Origin of the sequence: Synechococcus elongatus PCC 11801, from assembly GCF_003846445.2 — a bacterium.
Classification (GTDB): Bacteria; Cyanobacteriota; Cyanobacteriia; order Synechococcales; family Synechococcaceae; genus Synechococcus; species Synechococcus elongatus_A.
The window spans coordinates 2,407,501-2,431,954 of sequence record NZ_CP030139.2; the positions used below are offsets into that span (position 1 = coordinate 2,407,501).

Annotated in this window: 24 protein-coding genes and 1 tRNA gene (1 of these 25 cut by a window edge); 12 read left to right on the forward strand and 13 right to left on the reverse strand. The window is 56.0% G+C overall.

Translation table 11 applies throughout. From position 1 onward, the window contains the following. Window positions 1-1,870 carry the 3' portion of a valine--tRNA ligase gene (locus DOP62_RS12050; RefSeq protein ID WP_208674530.1) on the forward strand. Its footprint begins 860 nt before the window's first position, so the window shows 1,870 of its 2,730 coding nt (coding positions 861-2,730); the start codon falls outside the window, past its left edge; the stop codon is at window positions 1,868-1,870. A gap of 77 nt (window positions 1,871-1,947) precedes the next feature. On the opposite strand, the gene purT is transcribed toward DOP62_RS12050, so the two are convergent. Both purT and psb30 read right to left on the reverse strand, forming a co-directional pair. Then, a complete protein-coding gene (gene purT / locus DOP62_RS12055; protein ID WP_208674528.1) occupies window positions 1,948-3,123 on the reverse strand; it encodes a formate-dependent phosphoribosylglycinamide formyltransferase in 1,176 nt (391 codons plus the stop codon). Between the two features lie 96 nt (window positions 3,124-3,219). After that, complete coding sequence (psb30, locus tag DOP62_RS12060; protein ID WP_208674526.1) at window positions 3,220-3,339, reverse strand: photosystem II reaction center protein Ycf12/Psb30; 120 nt, start codon at window positions 3,337-3,339, stop codon at window positions 3,220-3,222. A 259-nt stretch (window positions 3,340-3,598) separates the two neighbouring features. On the opposite strand from psb30, the gene DOP62_RS12065 reads away from it, so the two are divergent. From DOP62_RS12065 to DOP62_RS12075, 3 genes are read left to right on the forward strand one after another with little or no spacing between them, the layout of a single operon-like run. Further along, window positions 3,599-3,964: a YkgJ family cysteine cluster protein gene (locus DOP62_RS12065; protein ID WP_208674524.1), complete on the forward strand. Its 366-nt coding sequence runs from the start codon at window positions 3,599-3,601 to the stop codon at window positions 3,962-3,964. 47 nt (window positions 3,965-4,011) lie between these two features. After that, window positions 4,012-4,359, forward strand: coding sequence for a TMEM165/GDT1 family protein (locus DOP62_RS12070; protein ID WP_208674522.1), 348 nt, complete (start codon window positions 4,012-4,014; stop codon window positions 4,357-4,359). 5 nt (window positions 4,360-4,364) lie between these two features. Then, complete coding sequence (locus tag DOP62_RS12075; protein ID WP_208674520.1) at window positions 4,365-4,691, forward strand: TMEM165/GDT1 family protein; 327 nt, start codon at window positions 4,365-4,367, stop codon at window positions 4,689-4,691. Between the two features lie 13 nt (window positions 4,692-4,704). Here the strand turns inward: DOP62_RS12075 and DOP62_RS12080 are convergent, their stop codons facing one another. From DOP62_RS12080 to DOP62_RS12095, 4 genes are read right to left on the reverse strand one after another with little or no spacing between them, the layout of a single operon-like run. Continuing rightward, window positions 4,705-5,787 carry an ATP-dependent 6-phosphofructokinase gene (locus tag DOP62_RS12080; RefSeq protein ID WP_208674518.1) on the reverse strand — a complete coding sequence of 361 codons (1,083 nt, stop codon included), beginning with the start codon at window positions 5,785-5,787 and terminating at the stop codon, window positions 4,705-4,707. A 27-nt stretch (window positions 5,788-5,814) separates the two neighbouring features. Further along, window positions 5,815-6,570, reverse strand: a complete 756-nt coding sequence (locus tag DOP62_RS12085) for a DUF3887 domain-containing protein (protein WP_208674516.1) — start codon at window positions 6,568-6,570, stop codon at window positions 5,815-5,817. 30 nt (window positions 6,571-6,600) lie between these two features. After that, window positions 6,601-8,277 carry a CocE/NonD family hydrolase gene (locus DOP62_RS12090; protein ID WP_208674514.1) on the reverse strand — a complete coding sequence of 559 codons (1,677 nt, stop codon included), beginning with the start codon at window positions 8,275-8,277 and terminating at the stop codon, window positions 6,601-6,603. After that, window positions 8,246-8,794 carry a DUF2808 domain-containing protein gene (locus tag DOP62_RS12095; RefSeq protein WP_208674512.1) on the reverse strand — a complete coding sequence of 183 codons (549 nt, stop codon included), beginning with the start codon at window positions 8,792-8,794 and terminating at the stop codon, window positions 8,246-8,248. The genes DOP62_RS12090 and DOP62_RS12095 overlap by 32 nt, the downstream gene beginning before the upstream one ends. A gap of 97 nt (window positions 8,795-8,891) precedes the next feature. Between DOP62_RS12095 and DOP62_RS12100 the strand changes: the two genes are divergently transcribed. Further along, window positions 8,892-9,824: a methyltransferase domain-containing protein gene (locus tag DOP62_RS12100; protein ID WP_208674509.1), complete on the forward strand. Its 933-nt coding sequence runs from the start codon at window positions 8,892-8,894 to the stop codon at window positions 9,822-9,824. Here the strand turns inward: DOP62_RS12100 and menB are convergent. Beyond that, complete coding sequence (gene menB / locus DOP62_RS12105; RefSeq protein ID WP_208677108.1) at window positions 9,821-10,678, reverse strand: 1,4-dihydroxy-2-naphthoyl-CoA synthase; 858 nt, start codon at window positions 10,676-10,678, stop codon at window positions 9,821-9,823. The genes DOP62_RS12100 and menB overlap by 4 nt on opposite strands. A gap of 603 nt (window positions 10,679-11,281) precedes the next feature. On the opposite strand from menB, the gene DOP62_RS12110 reads away from it, so the two are divergent. Both DOP62_RS12110 and DOP62_RS12115 read left to right on the forward strand, forming a co-directional pair. After that, window positions 11,282-12,871, forward strand: a complete 1,590-nt coding sequence (locus DOP62_RS12110) for a peptidoglycan DD-metalloendopeptidase family protein (protein WP_261789890.1) — start codon at window positions 11,282-11,284, stop codon at window positions 12,869-12,871. A gap of 175 nt (window positions 12,872-13,046) precedes the next feature. Next, window positions 13,047-13,118 (forward strand) — tRNA-Met (locus DOP62_RS12115). Window positions 13,119-13,132: 14 nt separating this feature from the next. Here the strand turns inward: DOP62_RS12115 and DOP62_RS12120 are convergent. From DOP62_RS12120 to DOP62_RS12135, 4 genes are all read right to left on the reverse strand, one after another. Continuing rightward, the gene (locus DOP62_RS12120) at window positions 13,133-13,732 is read right to left on the reverse strand and encodes a TetR/AcrR family transcriptional regulator (RefSeq protein ID WP_208674505.1); all 600 of its coding nucleotides are present in this window, start codon (window positions 13,730-13,732) and stop codon (window positions 13,133-13,135) included. Window positions 13,733-13,855: 123 nt separating this feature from the next. Then, window positions 13,856-15,388 (reverse strand): serine/threonine-protein kinase, encoded by a 1,533-nt coding sequence (locus DOP62_RS12125; protein ID WP_208674504.1) that lies wholly within the window; start codon window positions 15,386-15,388, stop codon window positions 13,856-13,858. A 74-nt stretch (window positions 15,389-15,462) separates the two neighbouring features. Further along, a complete protein-coding gene (locus DOP62_RS12130; protein ID WP_208674503.1) occupies window positions 15,463-16,071 on the reverse strand; it encodes a hypothetical protein in 609 nt (202 codons plus the stop codon). Between the two features lie 4 nt (window positions 16,072-16,075). After that, a complete protein-coding gene (locus DOP62_RS12135; protein ID WP_208674502.1) occupies window positions 16,076-17,368 on the reverse strand; it encodes a glucose-1-phosphate adenylyltransferase in 1,293 nt (430 codons plus the stop codon). Window positions 17,369-17,569: 201 nt separating this feature from the next. On the opposite strand from DOP62_RS12135, the gene rpe reads away from it, so the two are divergent. Further along, the gene (gene rpe, locus DOP62_RS12140; RefSeq protein ID WP_208677107.1) at window positions 17,570-18,253 is read left to right on the forward strand and encodes a ribulose-phosphate 3-epimerase; all 684 of its coding nucleotides are present in this window, start codon (window positions 17,570-17,572) and stop codon (window positions 18,251-18,253) included. An 83-nt stretch (window positions 18,254-18,336) separates the two neighbouring features. Here the strand turns inward: rpe and DOP62_RS12145 are convergent, their stop codons facing one another. After that, window positions 18,337-19,320 (reverse strand): bestrophin family protein, encoded by a 984-nt coding sequence (locus tag DOP62_RS12145; RefSeq protein ID WP_208674501.1) that lies wholly within the window; start codon window positions 19,318-19,320, stop codon window positions 18,337-18,339. Beyond that, entirely contained in the window at window positions 19,313-19,993 is a 681-nt protein-coding gene (gene aat / locus DOP62_RS12150) for a leucyl/phenylalanyl-tRNA--protein transferase (protein WP_208674500.1), read from the reverse strand. Before aat ends, DOP62_RS12145 begins: the two co-directional genes overlap by 8 nt. Window positions 19,994-20,018: 25 nt before the next feature. Between aat and DOP62_RS12155 the strand changes: the two genes are divergently transcribed. From DOP62_RS12155 to DOP62_RS12170, 4 genes are all read left to right on the forward strand, one after another. Beyond that, entirely contained in the window at window positions 20,019-20,333 is a 315-nt protein-coding gene (locus tag DOP62_RS12155) for a hypothetical protein (RefSeq protein ID WP_208674498.1), read from the forward strand. Window positions 20,334-20,381: 48 nt separating this feature from the next. After that, a complete protein-coding gene (locus DOP62_RS12160; RefSeq protein WP_208674496.1) occupies window positions 20,382-20,924 on the forward strand; it encodes a 1,2-dihydroxy-3-keto-5-methylthiopentene dioxygenase in 543 nt (180 codons plus the stop codon). An 83-nt stretch (window positions 20,925-21,007) separates the two neighbouring features. Then, complete coding sequence (locus DOP62_RS12165; protein ID WP_208674494.1) at window positions 21,008-22,498, forward strand: NADH-quinone oxidoreductase subunit M; 1,491 nt, start codon at window positions 21,008-21,010, stop codon at window positions 22,496-22,498. Window positions 22,499-22,634: 136 nt separating this feature from the next. Further along, a complete protein-coding gene (locus DOP62_RS12170) occupies window positions 22,635-24,416 on the forward strand; it encodes a mechanosensitive ion channel family protein (protein WP_261789889.1) in 1,782 nt (593 codons plus the stop codon). Window positions 24,417-24,454: the final 38 nt, after the last annotated feature.

Sequence of the window (24,454 nt, forward strand, 5' to 3'; positions counted from 1 at the left end):
TGCGATGGGCCAACGCCATCAATTACCGCTGATTACGGTGATGAACAAAGATGGCACGATGAATGAAAATGCGGGCGAGTTTGAAGGGCTCGATCGCTTTGAGGCTCGTAAAGCTGTTGTTGCCGCACTGGATAATGCCGGCTTCCTTGTCAAAGTAGAAGACTATCGGCACAGTGTTCCGATTAGCGATCGCGGCAAGGTTCCAGTTGAGCCGCTGTTATCGACTCAGTGGTTTGTCAAAATTGAGCCCTTGGCTCAACGAGCATTAGAAGCTTTGAATGGAGAAGAAGGCCCTCGTTTTGTACCTGAACGTTGGACTAAAGTCTATCGGGACTGGTTGGAAAATCTACGGGATTGGTGCATCTCTCGGCAGTTGTGGTGGGGGCACCAAATTCCTGCTTGGTACGCGGTGAGTGAAACGCATGGTGTTGTGACAGACTCAACACCTTTTGTGGTGGCTCGTTCTGCGGAAGAAGCGCAACAGAAGGCGATCGCCCAATTTGGTGCTGATGTCGTCCTGCAGCAGGATGAGGACGTTTTGGATACATGGTTCTCATCTGGTTTGTGGCCTTTTTCAACCTTAGGTTGGCCGAACCAAACGGAAGATCTGGAGACGTTTTACCCTACTAGTACCTTGGTAACTGGTTTCGACATCATCTTCTTCTGGGTGGCTCGGATGACGATGATGGCCGGTCACTTCACAGGCAAGATGCCGTTTAAGGATGTCTATATCCATGGTCTTGTCCGAGATGAAAACAATAAGAAAATGTCAAAATCAGCAGGCAATGGGATTGACCCGCTGATTTTGATTGATCGTTATGGGACGGATGCTCTCCGCTATGCCCTGATTCGTGAAGTGGTTGGGGCTGGACAGGATATTCGTCTGGACTACAACCGCAAGACAGATGAGTCAGCCACAGTTGAAACGAGCCGAAATTTTGCCAATAAAGTCTGGAATGCCAGTCGCTTTGTCATTCTCAATCTAGATGACAAAACACCTGAGCAACTAGGGGTTTCTGCCTCAGATGATCTCGAATTGGCCGATCGCTGGATTCTGAGTCGCTACCACGCTACTACAGAAGCTTTGATCAATCAGATTGAAGCGTATGACCTTGGTGCAGCAGCTAAACAACTCTATGAGTTTATTTGGGGCGACTTCTGCGATTGGTATATCGAACTAGTTAAACCCCGACTTTATGGCGAAAATGCTGCTTCCCGCTTAGTAGCCCAGCAGACTCTAGCCCAAGTCCTCGAAGGAATTCTGCGACTCTTACATCCTTTCATGCCGCACTTGACTGAGGAAATTTGGCACACGCTCAATCAAGTTGGGGAGGATCAGTTCTTAGCGATCCAGTCGTTCCCACAACCGCAATCTGAGTTAATTCAGCCTGAACTCGATCGCGAGTTTCAGTTGATGATTGATGTGATCCGAACGCTGCGTAACTTACGGGCTGAAGCGGGATTGAAGCCGAGTCAAAAAATTACGGCAATTCTTCAAAGCGATAGTGAGTCAGAGCGCCGTAATTTAGAACAGTCTCAAGCCTACATTCGGGATCTCACTAAGACTGAGGCGCTGACGATTGTGGAGCAGCTAGCTGAAGAACCGCAAGCACTTGTTGGAGTGACTGCTACGGTGCAAGTTCTCTTGCCCTTGGCGGGCCTTGTCGATCTAGCAGCATTACAAGCGAAACTGACTCGTAACTTGGAAAAAGTTGAGAAGGAAATCAAGTCTCTCTCGGGACGCTTGAATAGCTCTAACTTTGTTGATAAAGCACCTGCAGAAGTTGTTGCCGAAACGCGCGAAAATCTGCTGGAGGCTGAAAAACAAGCAGAACTTTTACGCGATCGCCTAACGCGACTGCAAGCCTAAAGCCACACGATCGCCCCCTAAAAAAGAAAGCTGCCTTAAATCATTTTCTAGGGCAGCTTTTCTTGCTATTTGAGGGCTTAGCTGGGCTGAACTGTGACCTGCGCAGCAGCGCGATCGGCCTTTGCACGGGCTGCTTCGACACTTGCGTCTCTCGCCAGCGCAACCCCCATCCGTCGCTGAGGTCGCATATCGGGTTTGCCAAACAGCCGGAGGTCCACCAAGGGCTCTTGGAGTGCTGTTGCCACGCCGGTATAACTGGGGCGATCGCCACTGTCTTCCGCCAGAATCACCCGACTGGCTGACGGCCCTAGCAGCTCAATGGTCGGAATCGGTAGTCCGAGCACAGCGCGCAGATGCAGCTCAAACTCATTCAGATTTTGTGAGATGAGCGTGACCATACCTGTGTCGTGGGGACGGGGCGATAGTTCCGAGAAGATCACCTCATCTTGAGTGACAAAAAACTCGACTCCAAATAATCCAGCTCCGCCCAACGCCTCCGTAACTTGAGCCGCGATCGCTTGGGCTTGCGCCAATAACTCAGCGCTGAGAGGGGCGGGCTGCCAGGATTCTTGGTAATCGCCTCGTTCTTGTCGGTGGCCAATTGGTGGACAGAAAAGAGTGGGACCTTGCCACTGGCGGATCGTCAACAGCGTGATTTCCAGCTCAAAGGGAATGAACTCTTCGAGGATGACCTTTTGGCTATCGCCACGAGAACCCGCAATCGCATACTCCCAAGCGGCTTGGAGTTGATCGGGTTGCTGGACGATCGACTGGCCCTTGCCCGAGGAAGACATGACCGGCTTGATCACATTTGGGTAGCCGATCGCTGTTGCTGCGGCTTGCAGTTCTTCGAAGCAGCTGGCATAGGCATAACGGGCGGTGCGGAGACCGAGCTGCTGAGCTGCCAAATCGCGAATGCGATCGCGGTTCATGGTGAAGTGAGTGGCTCTCGCCGTGGGAATCACCGTTAGTCCACGGTCTTCAAACTCCTGCAGTTTCTCGGTGCGGATCGCTTCAATTTCCGGAATGATCAAGTCCGGCTGGAACTCTTGAACCACCGCTTCCAGGGCCTCGCCATCTAGCATAGAAATTACTGCGCTGGCATCAGCGACCTGCATCGCTGGTGCATGGGCATAACGATCGACGGCAATGACGGTATTGCCCAACCGTTGAGCGGCGATCGCAAATTCCTTGCCCAGCTCACCAGAACCCAGCAACATGAGACGACGCGGTAGGCGATCGGCAAAAGTCATTGGCAGCTACGCAAAGCAGGACAGGCGCAAACAAGGAGAGGGACGATACCGCCCCTCTCACTCAAAATCTCGATTCTTGATCGGTTGGGCTGGAACCTAGAGGTCGCCACCACGGAGGTACAGCAGAACAATCACCGCTGGGCCAGCAATCACAAGCAATGCCAGCGTCGTCAGCTGAAAAATGACTTCGAAATTGATGCTGCTCAGGAAACCCATATCTCTCCCCGATCTCGACCGGGCCTATGTCGATTCGGTAATCGATTCTACCGAGAGGACGCCGATGCTTTAAGCATCGTTACAAAACTCCACCATCACGGCGATCGCCAAAACACGGTCCTAGGTTGGTCATCAGCGGCGGCAGACCAACACGGAGCAGCTACCAGTCAACCCGATTGCACCACAGGGGAGGAGTGCGAGTTGATCAATCAGGGCGGCTAGGCTGGAGGGAGACCTTCCCTCACCGAATCCGAGTTCTATGGCCCAATGGCAATGTGTGCGACAGTGTGGTGCCTGCTGTCACCTCGACCCCCGCGATCGCCCCGACCTTGATCAGTATCTTCAACCTGACGAGATGGCGCTCTACCTGAGCATGGTTGGGCCGGATGGCTGGTGCATCAACTTCGACCACAGTACGAGGCTGTGCAACATCTACGAGGATCGGCCCCGATTCTGCCGGGTGCAGCCTGAAACCTTTGAGACGATGTTTGGTGTGCCCAAGGAAGACCTCAACGATTTTGCGATCGCCTGCTGCGAAGAGCAGATTGAGGGCGTCTATGGCGATCGCAGTCTCGAACAAATCCGCTTTCGGCAGGCCGTAGGGCTGACACTAGAGGAGCTCTGAACCTAGGGACCAATGCTAGGTTTATGAAACGATTATGAAATTTTGCTGTGGCCGCTCCTTCCCCTGACCTTGAGACCCCACAAGCTCCGGCAGCGAGTTCAGGTCGGTCTTCTGCTTGGAGTGTCTTTGTCTCGACCTTTCTGACCATTTTTCTGGCGGAGCTGGGCGATAAGACGCAAGTCACAACGCTGCTGATGACTGTGGAATCGCATCGACCGTGGATTGTCTTCACCGGTGCGGCCACGGCACTGATCAGTACGAGTCTGCTGGGGGTGTTGTTAGGGCGCTGGTTGGCACAGCACATCGCCCCGCGCACCTTGGATATTGCTGCCGGTGTCACGCTGTTGGTGATTGCGGCGGCATTGGGTTGGGACCTCTGGCAACACTGGAGCTAAGGGCAATGGATTGGCAGTTACTCGGAGCGAGTTTCCTGGCGGTGTTCCTTTCGGAACTCGGCGATAAAAGTCAGGTGGCCGCAGTTGCGCTCGGTGGCAGTTCGCGATCGCCCCGTGCTGTGTTTCTAGGAACGGCTAGCGCCTTGGTTTTGGCCAGCTTGATCGGTGTGGTGTTGGGCGACCAGATCGCAGACTACATTCCCCCGCAATGGCTAAAGCTTGCGGCTGTCGTTGGTTTTGTTGTGATTGGTCTGCGCTTGCTCTTGCAAGGCTCAGATCAGGAAGATTTGAATTTAGAAGCACCAGCGAATCAATCTACGCCTGAAACCTAGAGACTGCTGTCGTTCAATGGGTGGGACAAGCTGATCCACGCCAGGGAGCAAGATTGCGATCGCCCAGGAAAATTCCAAGTCCTGCAGCCGTATCGACGAGTGCGCTGTGCGGATCAACAAGGGTAGGGCTGTGCAGGCAAACGCTGTCTAGCGCGACCCCAACAACCCGTCCGCCTTGCCAAGCCATCATTTCGCCACTGGCTCCAGCGGCTATCCGTTCGACGGCGGCATAACCCATTTGTGCGGCTAAGAGGCGGTCGCTTGCCACGGGTTGTCCTCCGCGCTGCACATGGCCAAGGACAGTAACTCGGGCTTCCAATCGAGCATCGTGCGCCGCGATCGCATGGGCGAGTTGTTCCCCCAAACCGGCATGACTGCGATCCACCTCTGGAGGGTGATGGGTTCCCTCAGCGATCGCAATGACCGCATAGCGGCGTTGCCAGCGATCGCGCAGTTGCTGAAGGTAGTGACAGAGTTCTGGCAAGCGATAGGGGATTTCAGGCAAAAGGATGACATCCGCTCCCCCTGCGATGCCGCCGTGGAGGGCAAGATGCCCCGACTGGCGGCCCATGACCTCGGCAATCATGATCCGATCGTGACTCGCGGCGGTACTGCCCAAGTTCAGCAATGCCTCCGCGACTGTGTGAATCGCGGTATCAAAGCCGATCGCCCGCTCTGTGAAGGCGACGTCGTTGTCGATCGTCTTAGGAATACCAATGAACTGCCAGCCGCCGGCTCGCGCGAGTTGCTGCAAAATTGCGAGGCTACCGTCACCGCCAATGCCAATCAGGGCATCAAGACCGAGATCGGCATAGCCCGCCAGAATTTCCGCCTGCTGGGCAAGGGTGTCACCCCGATTGATCGAGCCGAGAATCGTACCGCCACTGCAGAGCAGGGGGTCTGGACCCTGGCGATCAAAACTGTGGGGGTAGATGGCGATCGCTTGGCGCTGACGCAGTCCCTGGGTGGCGTAGGCAATGCCCCAGAGCTCCCAGCCATAGTTACTGACAGCGTGGTGGGCGATCGCTCGAATGACAGCATTGAGCCCCGGACAATCGCCACCACTGGTGAGGACGCCTAATTTGCGCACCGCCATCGCTCACCCTCTTGCTTGGCTTTGTCTCTAGTTTGTGCGCGGACTCTCAGGGAAATCGACGTTTGTAATGCGATTGTCGCTATCGAGGGAGATGAAGAGTGTATCCGTCGCTTGGCTAAAGCGAATTTCGACTAGGAGGAGGGTAATCCCATTCTCCGAGCCAGCATTCTCAATGCGGATAATTTGCCGGAAGGTGCCAGTTCGCTGTTGCAGGGCTTGCCAGCGTTGCTCGATCTGCTGCGGAAAGATCTCAGTTTTGAGGAAGGGACTGAGCAGCGATCGTGCTTCAAGGGCTTGTTTGTTTGCCAAGGCTTGCACGAAGTCGCCGGCAACTTGCTCTGGTGACTCCGTTAGATCCGGCAGGTCATAGCCAACGATTTGAAAGGTTTGGTTGAAGAGCAACCGCAGCACGGTCTGTCCCGTGGGAGTTTGCAGCAGCACGGTCACGGTATCGAGACCAGGGCCTTGGTCAATGCTGCTGATGCTGAACCCCTGCAGCGCCCCAACCTTGGTGAGATCCTCGCGTATACGGGCGCGCAGAGCTTGGGGTGTAAGCGCTTTTGCCAGTTGTGGCTCTAGGAGCGGCAGAATAGATGCCGTGTTGCTGTTCCGAAACGCCTCCATAAAAGTAAAAGTCCGTTGAGCCAGTTGACTGAACGAACGAATGGTCTCGGCTGCTGAGGGGGTTTGGGCAGAGGCGATCGCAGTTCCCCCATGCCACGGTGCAGAGAGCAGCACAGCAGCAGCACAGCCAAGTGACCCCAGACGCAACGAGCGATTCATATCAACTTCCGCGGTATCAGCGGTAGCTTATCAGGCCGATTCGTCGCTGACAGCGATCGCAACGGTTGGTAACTCCAAAAAGCTTCCTGCTGACTGGACTTGGATCGTAATCACCTGTGCATTCACGGGCACTGTTGCGGTTGGCAGATCGCCATTGCCTGGATTGACGGCAAAGGCAGGATAGGCAGCGAGAGCAACACTCAGACAGAGGCGATCGCCTGCTGAGAGACGCTGGCAGATTGGCTGCAGATCAACCCAGTAACCTGCACCAGCTTCCACTTGCTTAACCCGTCGAAACCCTTGGCTAAAGTCCCAGAGGCCAGTGGCCGTTTGACGCGATAGCACCACGTAGAGATCCCAACTGGGGCGATCGCTCTCGCAAATTAGGTAAAGACGCGGTTGCCCGCAGATCAGCAAGCCTGAAGCGAAAGGCTCACTCCGATATTTCAGGATGTCGCTGCGTTCCTCGATCGCGTTGCGTTCCTGTGGCCCTGCTGCTAAGCCATTGTGGCCGCCAAGATTGGGTACTGGTCGCCAGGGGTCATGCACAAGCAAATCATCAGTTGGACTGTGACTCACTCCGAGCTGAAGCCGACCGCGATCGCTACGCATAGCGGCTAGCCCATCGCTAGCGATCGACCAGACTTGCAGCGTTCCGGTCGGCCAGTCGGGCAGCGATCGCCACTGATTGCGGCCCATTTCAAAGACTGCGATCGCCGGTTCATCTGCGAGGCGTTCAGGTTGATCCTTCAACCAAGCATCGAACCAGCGCACTTGCAGTTCATCGATCGGACTAATCGCCTCAGCGCCAAAATCGATCGCGCCAGCCCGCCGTCCCCAAGGCAAATGCGCCCAAGGGCCAATCCGTAGCCATTGGGGAGCCGTGGTTTGCTGCTTCAGTGTTTGGTAAGTCGCGATCGTGCCATTGAGGTAAGGGTCAAACCAGCCGCCGATATGCAGCGCAGGAATGTCGATTGCACTCAGATCCGGTGCGATCGCGTGCCAATAGTCATCCTCGGGCGATCGCTGCCAATCGAAGTAGAACGAGTTGGGAGCGAGTTCCTGCAGCAAGGTTTCAGCTGCCTGAATCCCTGCTTCTGATTGCAGTTGCTGACCAGCCGCCCGCAACTGTTGCCAAGATGCGTGATCCTGCCGCCGCTGTGCCTGCAGACCTTCGAGTTGTAAGGCCCAAGCCAAACTCAGTTGCAGCCGAAAAGCACCGCCTTCCGTGGCCCAGTGGTGATAGAGATCCGGCCCCAACATGGCAGGCGCGATCGCCTGAACTGCACCGACTGCAACACTCGCCGCGTAGAGCTGAGTCATCCCCTGATAGGAAAAGCCGTAGAGTCCAACTCGGCCATTACAGCCTGGGAGCTGCTGCGCCCAAGCGATCGTCTCAGCACCGTCTGCCGCTTCGTGGGCAAACAGCTCAAACTTGCCCGTAGAGCTGCCACAGCCGCGCACATCCTGAATCAGCACCAGATAGCCTTGCTCGGCATACCAGCGCGGATGGGCATAGACCACGGTAGAGGCGATCGCTCGACCGTAGGGCTGGCGCATCAACAACAACGGCAGCGGCTCATCAGTCTGCGGTCGGTACAGATCAGCATCCAAGCGGATGCCGTCTCTGGTCCAGAAGCTCAGCGTCTCCTTGCGGACCGGGAAGCGATCGGCATTAGAAGCTGGAGCGATAGTTGCTGGGTTCATAGATATTGATGCGCCCAAAGCCGAGGAACTGCCCAGAGGGCTGCTCTCCTGCAGGATAGGCCGTGATACCCCAGAGATAGGTCCCTGCGGTATCGGGGTTCACTTGGGGCCTGACAACGATCGTAATCTGCTGGCCGGGAGCTACAGGTTGTGCAAACCGGACAGTGAGCAGGCGTCGGCTGTTGTCAAATGTAGTCTCTGCGACTGGGATCTCGGCCCCAAACCTGCGTGGTTCACCGACATAGGCCCGAGTTGCATCCAACCGGAAGAGGAAGAAGCGATCGACTCCTTCGGTTTGCTGCAGCGTCACTGAGCCCAGAGGTTCGCCACTGTCTGGTAAAAGATTGAGAACAACGTAGTATTCAGGGCTGTACTGGTTAACGTTTTGGAAAAACGTCACCATTTTGATCAAACGAGGCGGGCGATCGAAGTAGGTTCGGCCCCGCAAGACAACTGCTTCACTGGGCAGGGCAGCAATACTCAAACAGGCGGCGAGTAGCAGGGAAAACCGTCGCATGGGGCCATCTCCTTCTGGCGCTAGCCCCACGATAGAGGCGGATCTCGTGACCTGCAGGCGATCGCAACAAAGCTAGGATCATGAAGATTCGTTAAAGATGCTCATGTCTCCTCTTTGGCTGTTGCTGGCGCTGCCGGTTTCCCTGCTAGCGATTTACCTGCTGACTCCTCGCCGCTACCAGTCGTCTGATTCAGTGGCGCAGGCCTACGACAGCTGGACTCAGGACGGCATTCTCGAGTTCTACTGGGGCGAGCACATTCACCTTGGGCACTACGGCAATCCACCGCGTCGCAAAGATTTTCGGGCAGCCAAAGCCGATTTTGTCCATGAGATGGTGCGCTGGGGAGGCCTCGATCGCCTGCCGGCTGGCACGACAGTCTTGGATGTGGGCTGCGGTATCGGGGGCAGCAGCCGCATTCTGGCGCGGGATTACCACTTTGATGTGACCGGCATCACGATTAGTCCGGGTCAAGTTCAGCGGGCGCGATCGCTGACGCCAGACGGGGTAACAGCGCAATTCAAAGTTGATGACGCTCTCAATCTCTCTTTCCCTGATGCCAGCTTTGATGTGGTTTGGTGCATCGAAGCCGGCCCTCATATGCCGGATAAGGCACTGTTTGCCAAAGAGCTGCTACGGGTGCTGAAGCCTGGTGGCACGTTGGTTGTTGCTGACTGGAATCAGCGAGATGCTCGCATGCGATCGCTCCAAGGGTGGGAGCGCTGGGTGATGCGCCAACTTTTGGATCAGTGGGCACACCCCGAATTTGCCAGCATCGAAGGCTTTAGTGAACTACTGGAAGCCACAGGCTGGGTCGGCGGAACCGTGACAACAGCGGATTGGACGCGGGAGACACTGCCCTCTTGGCTCGACTCGATCTGGCAGGGGATTCTCCGCCCGACTGGACTCGTGCGCTTTGGGCTGTCGGGCTTGGTCAAGTCACTGCGAGAAGTCCCGACCTTAATCCTGATGCGGATTGCCTTTGGTCAAGGACTCTGCCGCTTTGGGATGTTCCGCGCCACACGCGCCTAGGGCAGCCAAGGGTAGGAGCGGAAGTCAGGCGATCGCTTCTCAAGGAAAGCCTGTTTGCCCTCACTGCCCTCTTCCGTCAGGTAGTAGAGGTGTGTTGCATGGCCTGCCAGTTCTTGAATGCCGGCCATGCCGTCCAGCTCAGCATTAAAAGCAGCTTTGAGACAGCGAATCGCGATCGGGCTTTTCTCTAGAATCTCCAGCGCCCAGCGAATGCCTTCCGCTTCCAGTTCCTCAACAGGAACCACAGTATTGACCAAGCCCATTTGCAGCGCTTCGGTGGCGCCGTACTGGCGGCAGAGGAACCAAATTTCCCGCGCTTTTTTCTGGCCAACTAAACGGGCAAGGTAGCTTGCACCAAAGCCGCCATCAAAACTGCCCACCTTCGGGCCGGTTTGGCCAAAGATAGCGTTATCGGCCGCGATCGTTAGGTCACAGAGGATATGCAGAACATGACCGCCCCCGATCGCATAACCCGCCACCAGCGCGATCACCACCTTGGGAATCGTGCGGATTAAGCGTTGCAGATCGAGGACATTGAGGCGTGGTAAGCCTTCCTCATCGATGTAGCCACCAGCGCCGCGTACCGACTGATCACCACCGGCACAAAAGGCATAGCGTCCGTCTGTGTGGGGGCCTGCCCCTGTCAGTAGGATCACCCCGATCGCCGTATCTTCGCGGGCGTCGGAAAAGGCGTCGTACAGCTCAACAACCGTCTTGGGCCGAAAGGCATTGCGCTTGTGGGGGCGATTGATCGTGATCTTGGCAATGCCTTCCGCACATTTCTCGTAGCGAATGTCTTCGTACTCGCGCACCGATTGCCATTGAACCTGCGCCACGCCACTTCCTCTGAACATTGGCCCCATTTTCTCAGGCAGTTCAGCTGCCGCGATCGTGCCTCGAACGGCAGCCTTGTGAGGGCGATCGGCTCGTCAATCCCCCCAAAATGATTACTTTTTTTGATTGATACCTTTGAAAGTGATGAGGATTTTAAGAGTCAGCAGGATTTGTTCTACCGGAGACTGCAGCCCTGAGAAGACTGGTAATGACAGGATTTTTCTCGGCAACTTGAGCCGATTTTAAATAACGTCAAGTCCTGTCTGTAGCCTGCTTGACATTTGTCAAAATCTCAAAAATGCCTCAAAAAATGCTTGCCTGTGAGGCCCAAAAACAAGACTGGGCCTGGATTGTAGCGAATTAAATACCTCAGTTTTGCTGTAGTCGAGTACTGATCTTGTCGAATTCGGGAAAGCGGGGTAATCTTCCCAGGTAGTTTGTGGCGAATGGGTACCCCCATTCATCGACTGTCGCAGTTCTGCCAGCTCTTAAACACAGCAGTCAAGCAGTTGACATTCGGCAGGCTGACCGAGTTCAGATTAGGAGGTAGGTCCTTGAAGAGAGGATTCCCACAAAAAGTTTCTGGTCTTTCCTACTACACCCTAGATTCAATGCCTGACGGGATGGATCGGGAGTGTGCGGTTCCGAAACCGGAAACTGTTGAAGCGCCTCTTGCTACAGCCGCCAGTGCTGCTTGGAGCAGCGGTGGTCGCAAAAGAACTCTCGCTATGGTGGGCCTAGCCCTCACGGTTGCTGGCACTGAATCGCTACTTCTCCGTCAGTCGGCAGCTATTGCCGCAACGAATAGTGCCCTTCCCCAACTTTTCGATAACGAAGCCGAATCACCGGCTAGAACACTTTCTGCTCAAGAAACTCATCGTGTTCAGCCTGGAGAAACCCTCTGGTCGATCGCGCGATCGCATGGACTGACTGTTGCTCAGTTGCTGTCCTACAACCAACTCGCGGAAGGCAGTGTTCTGCGCATCGATCAAGTGCTGAGATTGCAGCCAGCCACTGCTGATCCCGTTCCGACAGCCACCACTGCCCCGATTGTCCAGGATCCGGTTCAACAGCACCTCTTGGCTCTGGCTGGAGATAGCCGGATGCCAGCGCCCGCTGCAGATGAGCGCTCGGTTGAACCGATTTCTAGCCTGCCGCCGCAAGCTGCACCGATTCTGCCTCGGTCGGCAGCGACGAACGTTCCAGTGATTCGTCCGCAACCCTTAACCTCAACGACGGTTGCAATTCGCCCCCTCAGCCCTGTACCGGAACCAGCCACAGGCTCGCAAGATTACACGGTGAAGTCCGGCGATTCTCTCAGTCGGATTGCTGCTCAATTTGGACTCAGTTTGCAAGACCTCTTGCAGGCCAACCGTCTCAATAACCCCAATCTCATTTTCGTGGGTCAACGCCTGACCATTCCTCAGGCGGGTCAACCCACCTTGGCAGCCACGACGTTGCCCCCCCTGCTCCGGCAACGGGTCACTGAAGAAACCTCAAGTCAGATTGCAGCCAATCTCAGCTCTGGTCTGGATGCTGAATTGACGATTGAGAGCCTGTCGTCACCGCCACCGAGTAATCTAAATCGACTGGATATCACTGCCGCTAGCTCCTTCCCGAGCCAAGGTCTGTCATCGCTGCGATCGCTTTCGCCCGTGGTCTCGCCGGCTCCTGCCCTCAAACCTCAGCAGCCGGAGCCTGAAAAAGTAGCCGTTGCTCCGTTGGGTTCAGAAACTTACGAGCCGTTACTGGCATCGCTGCTGAAGACTGCTGTTGCCCCCGAGCTGCCCAGTCTCAACTCCGATGAGCTACTGCCGGGTGGTAGCGATCGCTTTGCGGGATACATCTGGCCGGCACGGGGTATTCTCTCCTCTGGCTATGGCTGGCGTTGGGGCCGTATGCACCGCGGTATCGACATTGCGGGGCCGGTGGGCACGCCGATTGTGGCTGCTGCTGCTGGTGTGGTAGTCACCGCTGGTTGGAACTCAGGTGGCTATGGCAACTTGGTGGAAATTCAACACCCCAATGGCAGCCTGACGCTCTATGCGCACAACAATCGCATTCTGGTGCGTCCGGGTGAGCGGGTTCAGCAGGGTCAAATCGTGGCGGAAATGGGCAGCACCGGTCGGAGTACCGGCCCTCACTTGCATTTTGAGGTGCACCCCCGTGGTAATGGCGCTGTCAACCCGATCGCCTATCTCCCTGCTCGTTAGTTTGAGCTAGATAGTTCAAAAGCGATCGCCCTTGAAAGCAGCGATCGCTTTTGCGTTTTGAGGGATAAGAAATTCAGACCCTCTGATTGCCTCTCATAGCCGTTTGACGTCAATTGATTGGCAGTAGCCGCAAAGTTTGTTAAACTAGCTAAGGCTTGTTCAAGCAAGCAGCTATGGCTCAGTAGCTCAGCGGTAGAGCAGGGGACTCATAAGCCCTTGGTCGCGTGTTCAAATCACGCCTGAGCCATTTTTAAATCACTCTCATGACAGAACCAAGCCGTGTTCAATGACTTCGGCGAGACAAGCAATTTGTGCTTCTGAATCGTCGTTGGCCAAGGGACTCAGCGGCAGAATTTCCACCAGTAAAAAGAGGTTGAGCAGGAGCCGCGCCAAAGTGCGGCAGGGAAGATTGCGATATAGTCCTTGGGCGATCGCAGTCTGACAAAAGGCTTCGAGCACCTCTTCCATGGTGGTTAGGACTTCAGTCTCGAACAGCGATCGCAATTCGGGATGAAATTGCAGCTCGAGCAGACAAATTCGCAGGAGTTCCCGATGCTGTCCCGAAGCTCGCCAGTGGTGTTGGAGCCAAGTGCTGAGGGCACGGCGATCGCTGAGGCCACTCAACTCATCCAAGAGGTCTTCGAGCAACTGTCGCCAGCCCTGACGCATCAGGGCAATCAAAATGGCTTTCTTGGCTGCAAAGTGTCGAAATAAAGTGCCTTCTGCCACCCCTGCTGCTTGTGCAAGGTCGCGGGTAGTGGTGGCTTCATAGCCTTGGGCAGCAAAGAGATGCTGGGCGGCTTCGAGGATACGTTTGCGCGTAGCCACCTCAGAAGGCGACGGAATTGGGGCGATCGCCATACGGGCTTCTCCGGGGCTGTCATCGCTATTGTGGGCGCGGAGGTTGGGAGATCTGCCAGAGACCTTAGAAGGATTTCCAAATTGCGTCTGTTGGCATGGGGCGAACGAGCTGGCAAACCGACGCTATTGCGAGCGCAGGGTGCCGGTGCTGCCTTGGAGCAGGGCTTCTAAACCGGGGCGTTTCCGTTCAAATTCCTCTTGCAACTGCTGGCGACTCGCACTGACCGAACCCTGTCGGGGCAGCTGGCTTGATTGCAGAATCCACTGCCGTAGTTGCTCGGCTTGATGCTCATCAATCTTGAGATCTAAAACGTGGGCACAGCGCTGGGGTTGTTCGAGGGCAAAAAAGAGAATGCGATAGTGCCGTTGGAGGGCGATCGCTTGCAACAGCTCCTGATTGCCCGTCTGCTGGAGTTCCAAATAGCTTTTCAGCCAGCGCAAGCGTTGATCCCGATTGCCTTGAATCGCCGTGACCCAGAGCAGCATGGGTCGAGGAACGAGGGTACAGAAGAAGGTGCGATAGGTGCGGAGATAGAGACGATTGAGCCGCCAAGCATCGATTTCTGCAGCGGGAAACATTGCCCAGAGACTGGGCACCACCAGTTTGCCGGCTCGAATCATCTGGGGAAAGACAATTTGAGCGCAGGGTTTATCCGCTGGCCAGCTCTGCAGCCGGCAGAGGGCTTCGGCAGAGACCGCGGGTTCCGTGTCGGTATCGTTGCTAGCCGTGGGTAGTTTTTGGAGGTAGCCTTCGAGGCGATCGCTGAGGACATCGGCGAGTTGATAGCGCTCTTCGAGGGGGGCCAGTACCCGCACCATCTCGGCGGCAGTCTGGGGGCGATCGTTGCGATCGCGGGCGAGACAAGTCTCAATCAGCCGTTGCAGCGATCGCGGGATGTTGAGGAGCGGTGCGGCCTCTCGCAAAGGTCGAATCGGACGATTATGCGCTTCAACCCAGCTATTGAGGTTCATCAAGGTCTCAGCCTGTACGGGCAACTGTCCCGTCAGCATCTGGTACATCACCACGCCCAAGCTATAGATGTCGGTGCGGGGATCGAGTTCTTGGCGATTGAGTTGCTCAGGCGAAGCATAGGAGAGGGTGCCAAGGAAGGGTTGCTTTTCGGCATCACCAGCCTCTTGCCAGCGCTGGGCAATTCCAAAATCGAGGAGTTTAATCTGTCCTTCTTTGGTGATGAAAATATTGCTGGGTTTGATGTCGCGATGAATGATCGGAATCCGCTGTCCGTGGCTTTCGACCCCGTAGTGGGCTTGTACCAAACTGTCGGCGACTGCCAAGGTGATCTTCAGAAATTGCGCCAAGGGAATTGGCCCTCGCAAGAGTAAGTCCTTGAGGGTGTCGCCCTCGAGATACTCCATGACGAAGTAGGGCTGTTGCTCGGCTAAGCCGTAGTCAGTTACCCGCACGATCGTTGGGCTAGCCTGACTGAGCTGAGCACAGATGCGCGCCTCTTCGGCAAAGCGCTCCTGCTGGCGTGGGTCGGCAATACTGCGGCTCAGCAGCTTGATCGCAACAATCCCTTCCAAAACGATGTGGCGCGCTTGATAGACGCGGCCCATGGCCCCTTGTCCAATCAGGGCCAAGAGTTGATAGCGTTGGTCGAGCAGGCGTCCCAAATTGGGATCTGCAGGTGACATGGGGGCAGTCCTGTCCGGATTTTTGCGTCTGGGCTGCTACCGCATTTAGGGTTGCTGCCACGCGATTGCCCTTTCTATTTTGCTTGGAGTGGCCCTAAAGTGTTGCGCCAGGCCAGTTCCCGGCAAAGCATTTCTAGGGCACGTTGTTCACGAGGCGCAAACAGTTGCAGATCGGCTAGCTCTTGCAGGACTTGTTGGGTGAGGTGGCTAGCGAAGTTGCCGGCATAGCGCAGCAACAGACTGTAGTAACGAAACTGCGGCTGGCCACTGCGATCGCGGTGAAAAGCGGCAATCTCTGCTTCGCTGAGGCAATAGACCGGCGTATTGACGGGCACGATCGCCCGCGGAATTCCCTGCTCGCCATAGCGATCGCCACTAGCGGTTTCGGCCAAGCTACCGATCAATACCGTCGAAAGCAGGGTGCGGGTTTCGTTGATTAGATCGGGCGTAAAGAGTGGGTCGGGCTCGCTGGACAGTCGTGGCCCGTTGTTCAGAAAGAGGGGATTAAAAAGCTGGGAGTTGTAGACGATCCCTACTGCCCAATGGCGATCGCCTTCTAAACGAACAAAGCTGCCAAACCCATAGCTCTCGGCATCGGGTGGATTGGGGACATCCATGCCGTCATCGACTTGAACGACGTAGTCGAAATGGGAGTTGGATTTGACAACTTTGCCGAGTCGCATGAGCCTAGATCACCGTGTTGTCGGGAATGAATGCCCCTTTAACGACAACAACAATGCCGCTACGGATCATGAAGCCAAGGTCTTCGCGATCGGCTTCTTCCACATGGTCTTTGTTGACGATCTGGACGTTCTGGCCAATGTGGGCATTTTTGTCGATGATGGCGCGACGAATCGTGGTGCCACTGCCAATACCCATCGGTACTTTGCCGTTGGCGCGATTTTGATGGCGGAGCTCCGACGTTTCGTAGAAGTCTGCGCCCATCAGCAAGGCGTCTTGGATCACGCAGTCCGCCTCAATCCGTGAACGGATGCCCAACACCGAGTTTTGAACGGTGCACTGTTTGAGGATGCAACCCTCGCCAATGATCGACTGAGTGACTTGGCAATCAAGCAGCTTGGTGGGCGGCAGATAGCGGGCACGGGTGTAGATCGGTGCTTGCTCGTCGTAGAAGCTGAAGGGAGGGCTGGGTTGCTGGGTCAGCGCTAGGTTGGCTTCGTAGAACGAGGCGATCGTACCGATGTCCTCCCAGTAGTCGTTGAACAAGAAGGCTTGGGTGTTGTAGCGCGTTGCCGCGGCGGGAATCACTTCCTTGCCAAAGTCCGTCTGCTCGGGATGCTGACTGAGCAGGTCAATCAGGACTTCGCGCTTGAAGACGTAAATGCCCATCGAAGCGATGTAGGGCTGGGACGCTGCTGCGACGGGATCGAGGCCGAGGATCGTGGTATCGACTTGCATGGCCTTGAGTTCATCCCCTTTCGGTTTTTCGCTGAACTCAACTACACGACCGCTGCCATCCAGCTTCATCAAGCCAAAATCAGAGGCGCGTTTTTCATCGATCGGCAAGACCGAGAGCGTGATGTCGGCGTTGGTATCGCGGTGCCGTTGGATGAACTGGCTATAGTCCATGCGGTAGAGGTGATCCCCGGACAGGATCAGATACTCATCCACTTCCCACTCTTTAATCAGCCAGAGGTACTGACGTACTGCATCAGCAGTGCCTTGGAACCAATTGGGGTTTTCAGGCGTAATTTGAGCAGCTAGGACCTCGACAAAGCCATTGCCAAAGCCACTGGAAAGGTTGTAGGTCTGGCTGAGGTGACGGTTCAGCGAGGCAGAGTTGAACTGCGTCAGCACATAGATCTTATTGATATCAGCGTTGATGCAGTTGCTGACGGGAATGTCGATCAGGCGGTATTTGCCAGCCAAGGGCACCGCCGGTTTAGCCCGCTGTTTGGTCAGTGGATAGAGGCGGCTGCCAGCGCCTCCACCGAGAATGATCGCCAGGACGTTTTTCACAATCGATCTCCCCCAAGTCAAGCGGCGCTGAGACTCAGTGTCTGCCGGTGAGTCAGTCTTGGCAAGCTAGACACAGTGTCTTCGCGATTCCTTACCCTACGCAGCTCCGGGATCGATTGGAGGTAACCGAGACTACGGACAATCGTGCGATCGCCAGCTGTTGGTAAACTGAGGAGCGATCGCCGCTTCAGTCCCAAGGCCATGTCGCAAAAATCCGTTGTTATTGCTCCGTCCATTCTGTCAGCGGATTTCAGCCGCTTGGGCGACGATGTCCGCGCTGTTGATCAGGCTGGCGCTGACTGGATCCACGTTGACGTGATGGATGGTCGCTTTGTCCCTAACATCACGATTGGCCCGCTGATTGTGGAAGCGCTGCGCCCCGTGACTCAAAAGCCCCTCGACGTTCACCTGATGATTGTCGAGCCGGAAAAATACGTCCCCAACTTTGCAAAAGCAGGTGCTGACATCATCTCTGTGCAAGCAGAAGCTTGCCCCCACCTGCACCGCAACTTGGCGCAGATCAAAGACCTGGGCAAGCAAGCGGGTGTGGTCCTCAATCCCTCCACACCAGTGGAAACGCTGGAATATGTCCTGGAGCTGTGCGATCTAATCCTGATCATGAGCGTCAACCCCGGCTTCGGCGGCCAAAGCTTCATTCCGGCCGTGCTGCCAAAAATCCGTAAGCTGCGCGCCATGTGCGATGAGCGTGGCCTCGATCCCTGGATCGAAGTCGATGGCGGTTTGAAAGCGAATAACACCTGGCAAGTGCTGGAAGCTGGTGCCAACGCGATCGTGGCGGGCTCGGCTGTCTTCAATGCGCCGGACTATGCAGAAGCGATCGCAGCGATCCGCAACAGCAAGCGTCCAGAACTGGTCACTGCCTAAGCCTTTTTCACTGATCGCCCGCGACTCAGCCGGGTTGTGAACTTTCAGCCCTTCAGTGGATCAGTCCGCTGGAGGGTTTTGCTTTAGGAAGGGCGATCGCGGTTGGGTGGAATCACTGCAGGCAGTAGCGTTCCTGTTGGTGCTGGGTTTGGCAGTTGTTGGAGCGGCGATCGCTCAATCGTGCCGTCTGGCAAAAAAGGCTGGAGGTTACTGCGCAGGGTGTTGCAAAACTGCTCAAGCCGGAGGTCGTTGGCATCCATCCCGAAGGGATTTTCGATTTCATGGCCGATTGCCTCAATTCCCAGCAGGGCAAAGCTGATGATGCCCACCACCAACGGCATACGCCAGCCCAAACTGCCCACCAACTGCAGCGGCATGGTGAAGCAGTAGATCAGCATCAGCTGCTTGAGGTGAACGCTGTAAGCCAAAGGCATGGGGGTATTGCGGATGCGTTCGCAGCCTCCGAGACAGTCGATCAGGCCGTTTAACAGCCGCTTTTGCTCATTGAGTTGATAAACCGCAAGCCCGCGCTGCAGCTGCTGTTGCAGGTAGCGATCAATCCATAGCGCCACTTCTAGGACTGGATGGGGCGATCGCAGGAGCTGCTGATATTCAGCGGGACTGACGAGATCATTCAGTTCCTCGGCTTCAAGGGGCTGGCGCCGTAACCACTGCTTCATGACGATGCTTAAGGCGACTAGCCAGCCCGTGGCTTGCCGGAGTTGCTGCTCAGCAGCGCGATCGCTGTGGGGAATTTCAACCCACATCAACCGTGCTAAATTCCGCGTCAAATTAATTTGTGTGCCCCAAATCCGCCGTCCTTCCCAAAAGCGCTCGTAGGCAGTGTTGGTGCGAAAGACCAACAGCAGACCCAAGACGATGTTGGGAATGAGGCTACTCAGCGCTGGTAAGTCCAAGGAGAAGCCGTTGGTGTGAACCCAAGCGACCACCACTCCAAAGAGGCTGCTATAGATCACCTGCGGCAAGATGATGGGCACCACCGAGCCACGGAGTCGCAGAGAGCTCCGAATCCAGCTATAGGCTTCGGTCTGGGGGATTTCAGCCATGGTTAGATGCTGCAGGTGAGTGAGAGTGGCTAGAGAAGCGATCGCCTGTGGGAGTCAGCAACTGAGCGGGTTGAGCCACAGCTGTTTGGATCTGCTGGCAGTACCCGCGATCGCTAATGCAAAAACTGCCAAACCGTTCGAGGTGAGGATTGGTCAGCTGTACGTCAAACACTTGCCAGCCGCCTTGACGCAAGGACTGAACGAGCGTCACAAGGGCCGCTTTGGAGGCCTCGGGTTCGCGGTAAAACATCGACTCGCCGATGAATAGGGAGCCGATCGCAATGCCTAAGATGCCGCCTACCAAGCGATCGCCCTGCCAAGCTTCCCAGCTCAAAGCCCAACCGTGCTGCTGGAGCTGTTGGTAAATCTCTGCCAAGTCATCGGAAATCCAAGTGCTGGGGCGATCGGCACAGCCGGCGATCGTGCCCTGAAAGTCACGGCTGATGGCAAACTCAAACCGCTGTTGGTTCAATACCCGCTGCAGCGATCGCGGGTAGCGAAAGCGCTGATCCAACGGCATCAGACAGCGATCGCGACTGCGATACCAGCCCAAATCGCCGCACTCCTCATCCGCCATCAGGAACCAGCCGCGAGAGTAATAGTCAATCACCGTTGCGATTTCTGACGGCGTCACAGTCCTGCAGAAGTCCGTCGCTATAGTTGTGGCAATCATCGCCGATTCTTGGGTGCTTGTTGTTGTGACTGAGCCTCTGGCCCCCATTACGCTTCCCCCTGCGCAGGATGCAACGGCAGAAGGACGGTGGCTTCGTGCGGCATTGCAGGACTGGTTGGATCACGAGTTCATCCCCGAAGCGGTGAATTCGGATATTGCTCAGCGTGTTGCCCAGATCTATGAACGACAACGCATGGAAGGTGAAACAGATGTCGGTTGTCTCTTGCTCGCGATTTTGCTAGAGATGCGGGGCTTTGACTTTTCCCAAAGTTTCTTTAGTGAGTTTGCCGTCGCCAACGCGGTCAGTGAGTTGCTGCTTCGCCAGATGGGTATCCCTTAGCACCAAAAGCGGTTGGCATAATTGAGAAGCTGTGCGAACTGGGTTTCGATGACTGTTTTAACGATCTATCGCGAAGATCTACCCGAGCAACCCCTGACCCACACCACAGATGCGGCTGAGATCGCTGCCCTGCTTGCCCAACAAGGATTGCGGTTTGAACGTTGGCCCGCTCAGGCGGAGCTGGCCGATGATGCCACGCCGGAGCAGATTCTGACGGCCTACGCCCCCGAAATCGATCGCGTCAAAACTGAAGGCGGCTACATCACCGTCGATGCGATTAGCCTGCGACCTGATCATCCCGATCGCGCTGCTCTCCGGCAAAAGTTTCTAGCAGAACATATCCACAGCGAAGACGAAGTCCGCTTTTTTGTCGCGGGACAAGGCTTGTTCTCGCTGCATCTGGGCGATCGTGTCTATGCGCTGCTCTGCACGCAAAATGACTGGATCAGTGTTCCGGCGGGTACACGCCACTGGTTCGACATGGGCAGTCAGCCCTACTTCACGGCTCTGCGTTTCTTTAACAATCCCGAAGGCTGGGTCGCCCAGTTTACCGGCAGTGAAATTGCCAGCCAGTTCCCGCTTCTGCCCTGAATTCTGGCAGTGAACGCGACAACTTTATACTGATTCTGGCCCTCGCCTGCTGAGGGCGAGTGTCAACTAGAGGCGATCGCACGATGCTCAGTGCCCTGATTTGGCTGCCAATCGTGGCGGCAACAGTGCTGCTCTGCTGGCCAGGAACACTAACAGCAGTGTGGGCACAGCGGTCTGCAGCGATCGCGGCTGGGGCAGCGTTGGCGATCGCGATCGCACTCTTTTTCCAATTCGATCCCCAAATCCACGACTGGCAACTTCTGGAGCAACTGCCTTGGATTGAGCAGCTGGGGCTGGGCTATCGCCTCGGGGTCGATGGCCTGTCGCTGCCTTTAGTGGGCTTGAATGCCCTGCTTACCTTTTTGATCATTGCGGGACTCGATCGCCAAGAACAGCGATCGCGCCTCTATTACGGCTTGATGTTGTTGCTCAGCGGCGCGGTGTCTGGGGCATTTCTCGCTCAAGACCTACTGCTGTTCTTCGTCTTCTACGAAGTGGAGCTGATCCCGCTCTACCTGCTGATCTCGATTTGGGGCGGGGCGCGTCGCGGCTATGCGGCCACGAAATTCCTGATCTACACTGCGCTTTCGGGGGCGCTGCTGCTGATTGGCTTCCTGGCTCTGACGATTCTCAGTGGGGCGGGTAGCTTTGCCTATAACCCCAATCTGGCTGCGGTCTTGCCTATTGCCCAGCAAGTGACGCTGCTGGTGCTGATTTTGGTGGCCTTTGGGATCAAAACTCCGATCGTGCCCTTCCACACGTGGTTGCCCGATGCCCACGTCGAAGCCTCAACGCCAGTCTCAATGATTTTGGCAGGGGTGCTGCTGAAACTTGGAACCTATGGCATCTTGCGCTTTGGCCTTGGCCTCTTTCCCCAAGTTTGGCCCCTCGTTGCACCCTGGCTGGCTGGGCTGGCGGTGATCAGCACCCTCTATGGCTCCTTGAGTGCGATTGTGCAGCAGGACATGAAGAAGATGGTGGCCTACAGCTCGATTGGCCACATGGGCTACATCCTGTTGGCGGCAGCCGCGGCAACGCCTCTCAGCCTGCTCGGCGCAGTTTGCCAAATGGTCAGCCATGGCTTGATCTCAGCCTTGCTCTTTTTGGAGGTGGGGTTTGTTTACAGCCGTACTGGTACGCGCGATCTACGGGTGCTGCAGGGTTTGCTAACCCCTGAGCGGGGTCTGCCCATCGTTGGTAGCTTGATGATTCTGGCTGTGATGGCCAGCGGTGGTTTGCCGGGGATGGTCGGCTTTATTGCAGAGTTCATGATTTTTCGAGGCAGCTTCTCGATCTTTACGGTGCAGACGCTGTTCTGCATGGTCGGTACGGGCTTGACCTCGGTCTACTTCCTACTCCTAGTCAACCGAGCCTTCTTTGGACGACTACCGGAGCAGATGGAAACCCTGCCGAATGTGGCGCTGCGAGAGCATATCCCTGCGTTAATCTTGGCCACCCTGATTGTGATCTTTGGCGTGCAGCCCCAGTGGCTGGTGGTTTGGACAGAACCAGCAACTGCTGCCTTGGGCAATTTGGCAGTGATTGCCAGCCGAGCCTTGGATTGGATGACCTAGAGGCTTGGGTGATCGCGCTGATTTCTCCTGATCCCTGGATGCTTTAACCCAGCATTTAAGCAAGGTTGATCTATCCTGCCGCTGCAGGTTGAGTGGTTGCCCTTGCAGAATGGAGTCTGTTTTACGAGGGAGAGCAGTGAGTTTGCAGGGGTATCCCTATCGAACGGGACGACGAGTGCGCTGGGCCTGGTTATGTGCTTTGGGGCTCATGCTGGCGATCGCTTGGCCCACGGCTGCCCAGATAGCCCCAACCCTGCCATCTACCAGCAATCCACCGTCTCAAGTGAAGCGTTTTGGCAATGTTGAGGTGGCACCGGTCCGGCTCCCGCTGTTGCAAACGCCGCTGGTGGAGGTGACGGCCCCAACCGTCTATGACCGTAGCGATCCGGCCCAGCAGCAGGCCAGTGTTGAACAACGGGCCGCTCAAGTCAGTGCCAATCTCAATCGCGGCCTCGATCGCTTTCGGGATGCTGGCCGGATTCAGGTCGTGGTGTCGCAGCTCAATGGTGAGCCGATTCTGTTGTTAAGCGATGGGCAGTCCCAGCCGATCCGTTTGGTGACGGTCACAAGTTTGGATGCGGAATACAACGGTTTGAGCCAAGCGGAGCTGGCTGAACAATGGCGATCGCAGATCCAAGCGGCAATTGAACGATCGCGCCAAGTTCTCTCACCGCGCCAGTGGTTTGTGACCCTTCGGGAGGTGGCTCGGATTCTGCTGATTGCGGCGATCGCGACCCTGATCTTTTGGGGTATTCAGCGGGAGTTAAACTATCGTGCTGCTCAACTTGAAGCACAGCAACGGGCCGCTGCCGCTGCTGCGATCGAGTCTGAAGCTCCCCCCGAGCCTGCTGAATCGGAGCCAGTGAGTCGGCTCCTGCTGCAGCGATCGCGGCTGCTCAATCGCTTGCGTCATTCGGGCAGTTTGGAAGGCCAGTTGAGCTGGAACCAAGGCTTGCGCTGGCTGCTGTTCTGGCTGCTGATTGCGATTTGGTACTGGGCAAGTTTCCGGATTATCACCGTCACGCCGATACTCGACCAGTTCCGTGACGAATGGTTGAATGTGCCGATTCGGCTAATGGGTCTTTGGTTTGCGAGCGGTATCGCCATTCGCATTGCCCATTTGCTGATCGAGCGATCGGCCAAGGCTTGGGATCGCACGAATCTTTTGGCTGTTGAGGGCGATCAACGGCGGCGCGATCTGCGGATTACCACGATTGTTCGTGCCTCCAAGGGGCTGGCGACGGTGCTGATCGTGTTTGCCGTGCTGCTAGCTGTGCTCAATACCTTGGGCTTGCCCGCAAGCTCAGTTCTCGCCGGTAGTGCCATTTTGGGTTTGGCGATTTCCTTTGGCTCCCAGAGCTTGGTCAAAGACCTGGTCAACGGTTGTTTGATTTTGGTCGAAGATCAATTCGCTGTTGGTGACGTGATTAACCTCAATGGTCAGGGTGGCTTAGTCGAAACCCTGAACCTGCGCGTCACCCAAATTCGCGATGCCGAAGGGGGGCTGATCACGATTCCTAACAGCACCATTTCCCAAGTCCGCAATCTTTCGCGCACCTGGTCTCGGGTCGATTTCAATCTAGAAGTGGGTTGGGAAAATAATGTCGATCGCGTTTTGGCCTGTCTGCAACAGGTTACAGAGCAGCTTTATGCCGAGCCAGAGTGGCAAGCTCTGATCTGTGAGCCGCCAGAAGTGCTTGGCGTGGATGCCATCACCCATCAAGGTTTGCTGATTAAGGTCTGGATCAAAACTCAACCGCTCATGCAGTGGAAAGTGGGGCGTGAATTGCGGCGGCGCGTCCACCAGGCACTACAAGCCGCCAACATCAGCATCGGCCGTCCTCAAACCGTTTGTTACTGGCCCGAACTGGAGGGACAGAAGCCGTCTGCAGAGGCGATCGCCCGAGGTCAACGCTGACAAAGTTCTAGAATTTGTCGGTATCTCTCCGGTTACCT

Coding starts and splice junctions, on each gene's coding strand:
- DOP62_RS12080 (WP_208674518.1), bottom strand. CDS start 5,787: ATGGCGGTGCGCAAATTAGGCGTCCTCACCAGTGGTGGCGATTGTCCG.
- DOP62_RS12095 (WP_208674512.1), bottom strand. CDS start 8,794: ATGCGACGGTTTTCCCTGCTACTCGCCGCCTGTTTGAGTATTGCTGCC.
- DOP62_RS12075 (WP_208674520.1), top strand. CDS start 4,365: ATGGATTGGCAGTTACTCGGAGCGAGTTTCCTGGCGGTGTTCCTTTCG.
- DOP62_RS12085 (WP_208674516.1), bottom strand. CDS start 6,570: ATGAATCGCTCGTTGCGTCTGGGGTCACTTGGCTGTGCTGCTGCTGTG.
- DOP62_RS12110 (WP_261789890.1), top strand. CDS start 11,282: ATGGATCGGGAGTGTGCGGTTCCGAAACCGGAAACTGTTGAAGCGCCT.
- menB (WP_208677108.1), bottom strand. CDS start 10,678: ATGTTCAGAGGAAGTGGCGTGGCGCAGGTTCAATGGCAATCGGTGCGC.
- purT (WP_208674528.1), bottom strand. CDS start 3,123: ATGACTTTTGCCGATCGCCTACCGCGTCGTCTCATGTTGCTGGGTTCT.
- rpe (WP_208677107.1), top strand. CDS start 17,570: ATGTCGCAAAAATCCGTTGTTATTGCTCCGTCCATTCTGTCAGCGGAT.
- aat (WP_208674500.1), bottom strand. CDS start 19,993: ATGATTGCCACAACTATAGCGACGGACTTCTGCAGGACTGTGACGCCG.
- DOP62_RS12130 (WP_208674503.1), bottom strand. CDS start 16,071: ATGCGACTCGGCAAAGTTGTCAAATCCAACTCCCATTTCGACTACGTC.
- DOP62_RS12125 (WP_208674504.1), bottom strand. CDS start 15,388: ATGTCACCTGCAGATCCCAATTTGGGACGCCTGCTCGACCAACGCTAT.
- DOP62_RS12090 (WP_208674514.1), bottom strand. CDS start 8,277: ATGAACCCAGCAACTATCGCTCCAGCTTCTAATGCCGATCGCTTCCCG.
- DOP62_RS12145 (WP_208674501.1), bottom strand. CDS start 19,320: ATGGCTGAAATCCCCCAGACCGAAGCCTATAGCTGGATTCGGAGCTCT.
- DOP62_RS12065 (WP_208674524.1), top strand. CDS start 3,599: ATGGCCCAATGGCAATGTGTGCGACAGTGTGGTGCCTGCTGTCACCTC.
- DOP62_RS12160 (WP_208674496.1), top strand. CDS start 20,382: ATGACTGTTTTAACGATCTATCGCGAAGATCTACCCGAGCAACCCCTG.
- DOP62_RS12120 (WP_208674505.1), bottom strand. CDS start 13,732: ATGGCGATCGCCCCAATTCCGTCGCCTTCTGAGGTGGCTACGCGCAAA.
- psb30 (WP_208674526.1), bottom strand. CDS start 3,339: ATGGGTTTCCTGAGCAGCATCAATTTCGAAGTCATTTTTCAGCTGACG.
- DOP62_RS12100 (WP_208674509.1), top strand. CDS start 8,892: ATGCTCATGTCTCCTCTTTGGCTGTTGCTGGCGCTGCCGGTTTCCCTG.
- DOP62_RS12165 (WP_208674494.1), top strand. CDS start 21,008: ATGCTCAGTGCCCTGATTTGGCTGCCAATCGTGGCGGCAACAGTGCTG.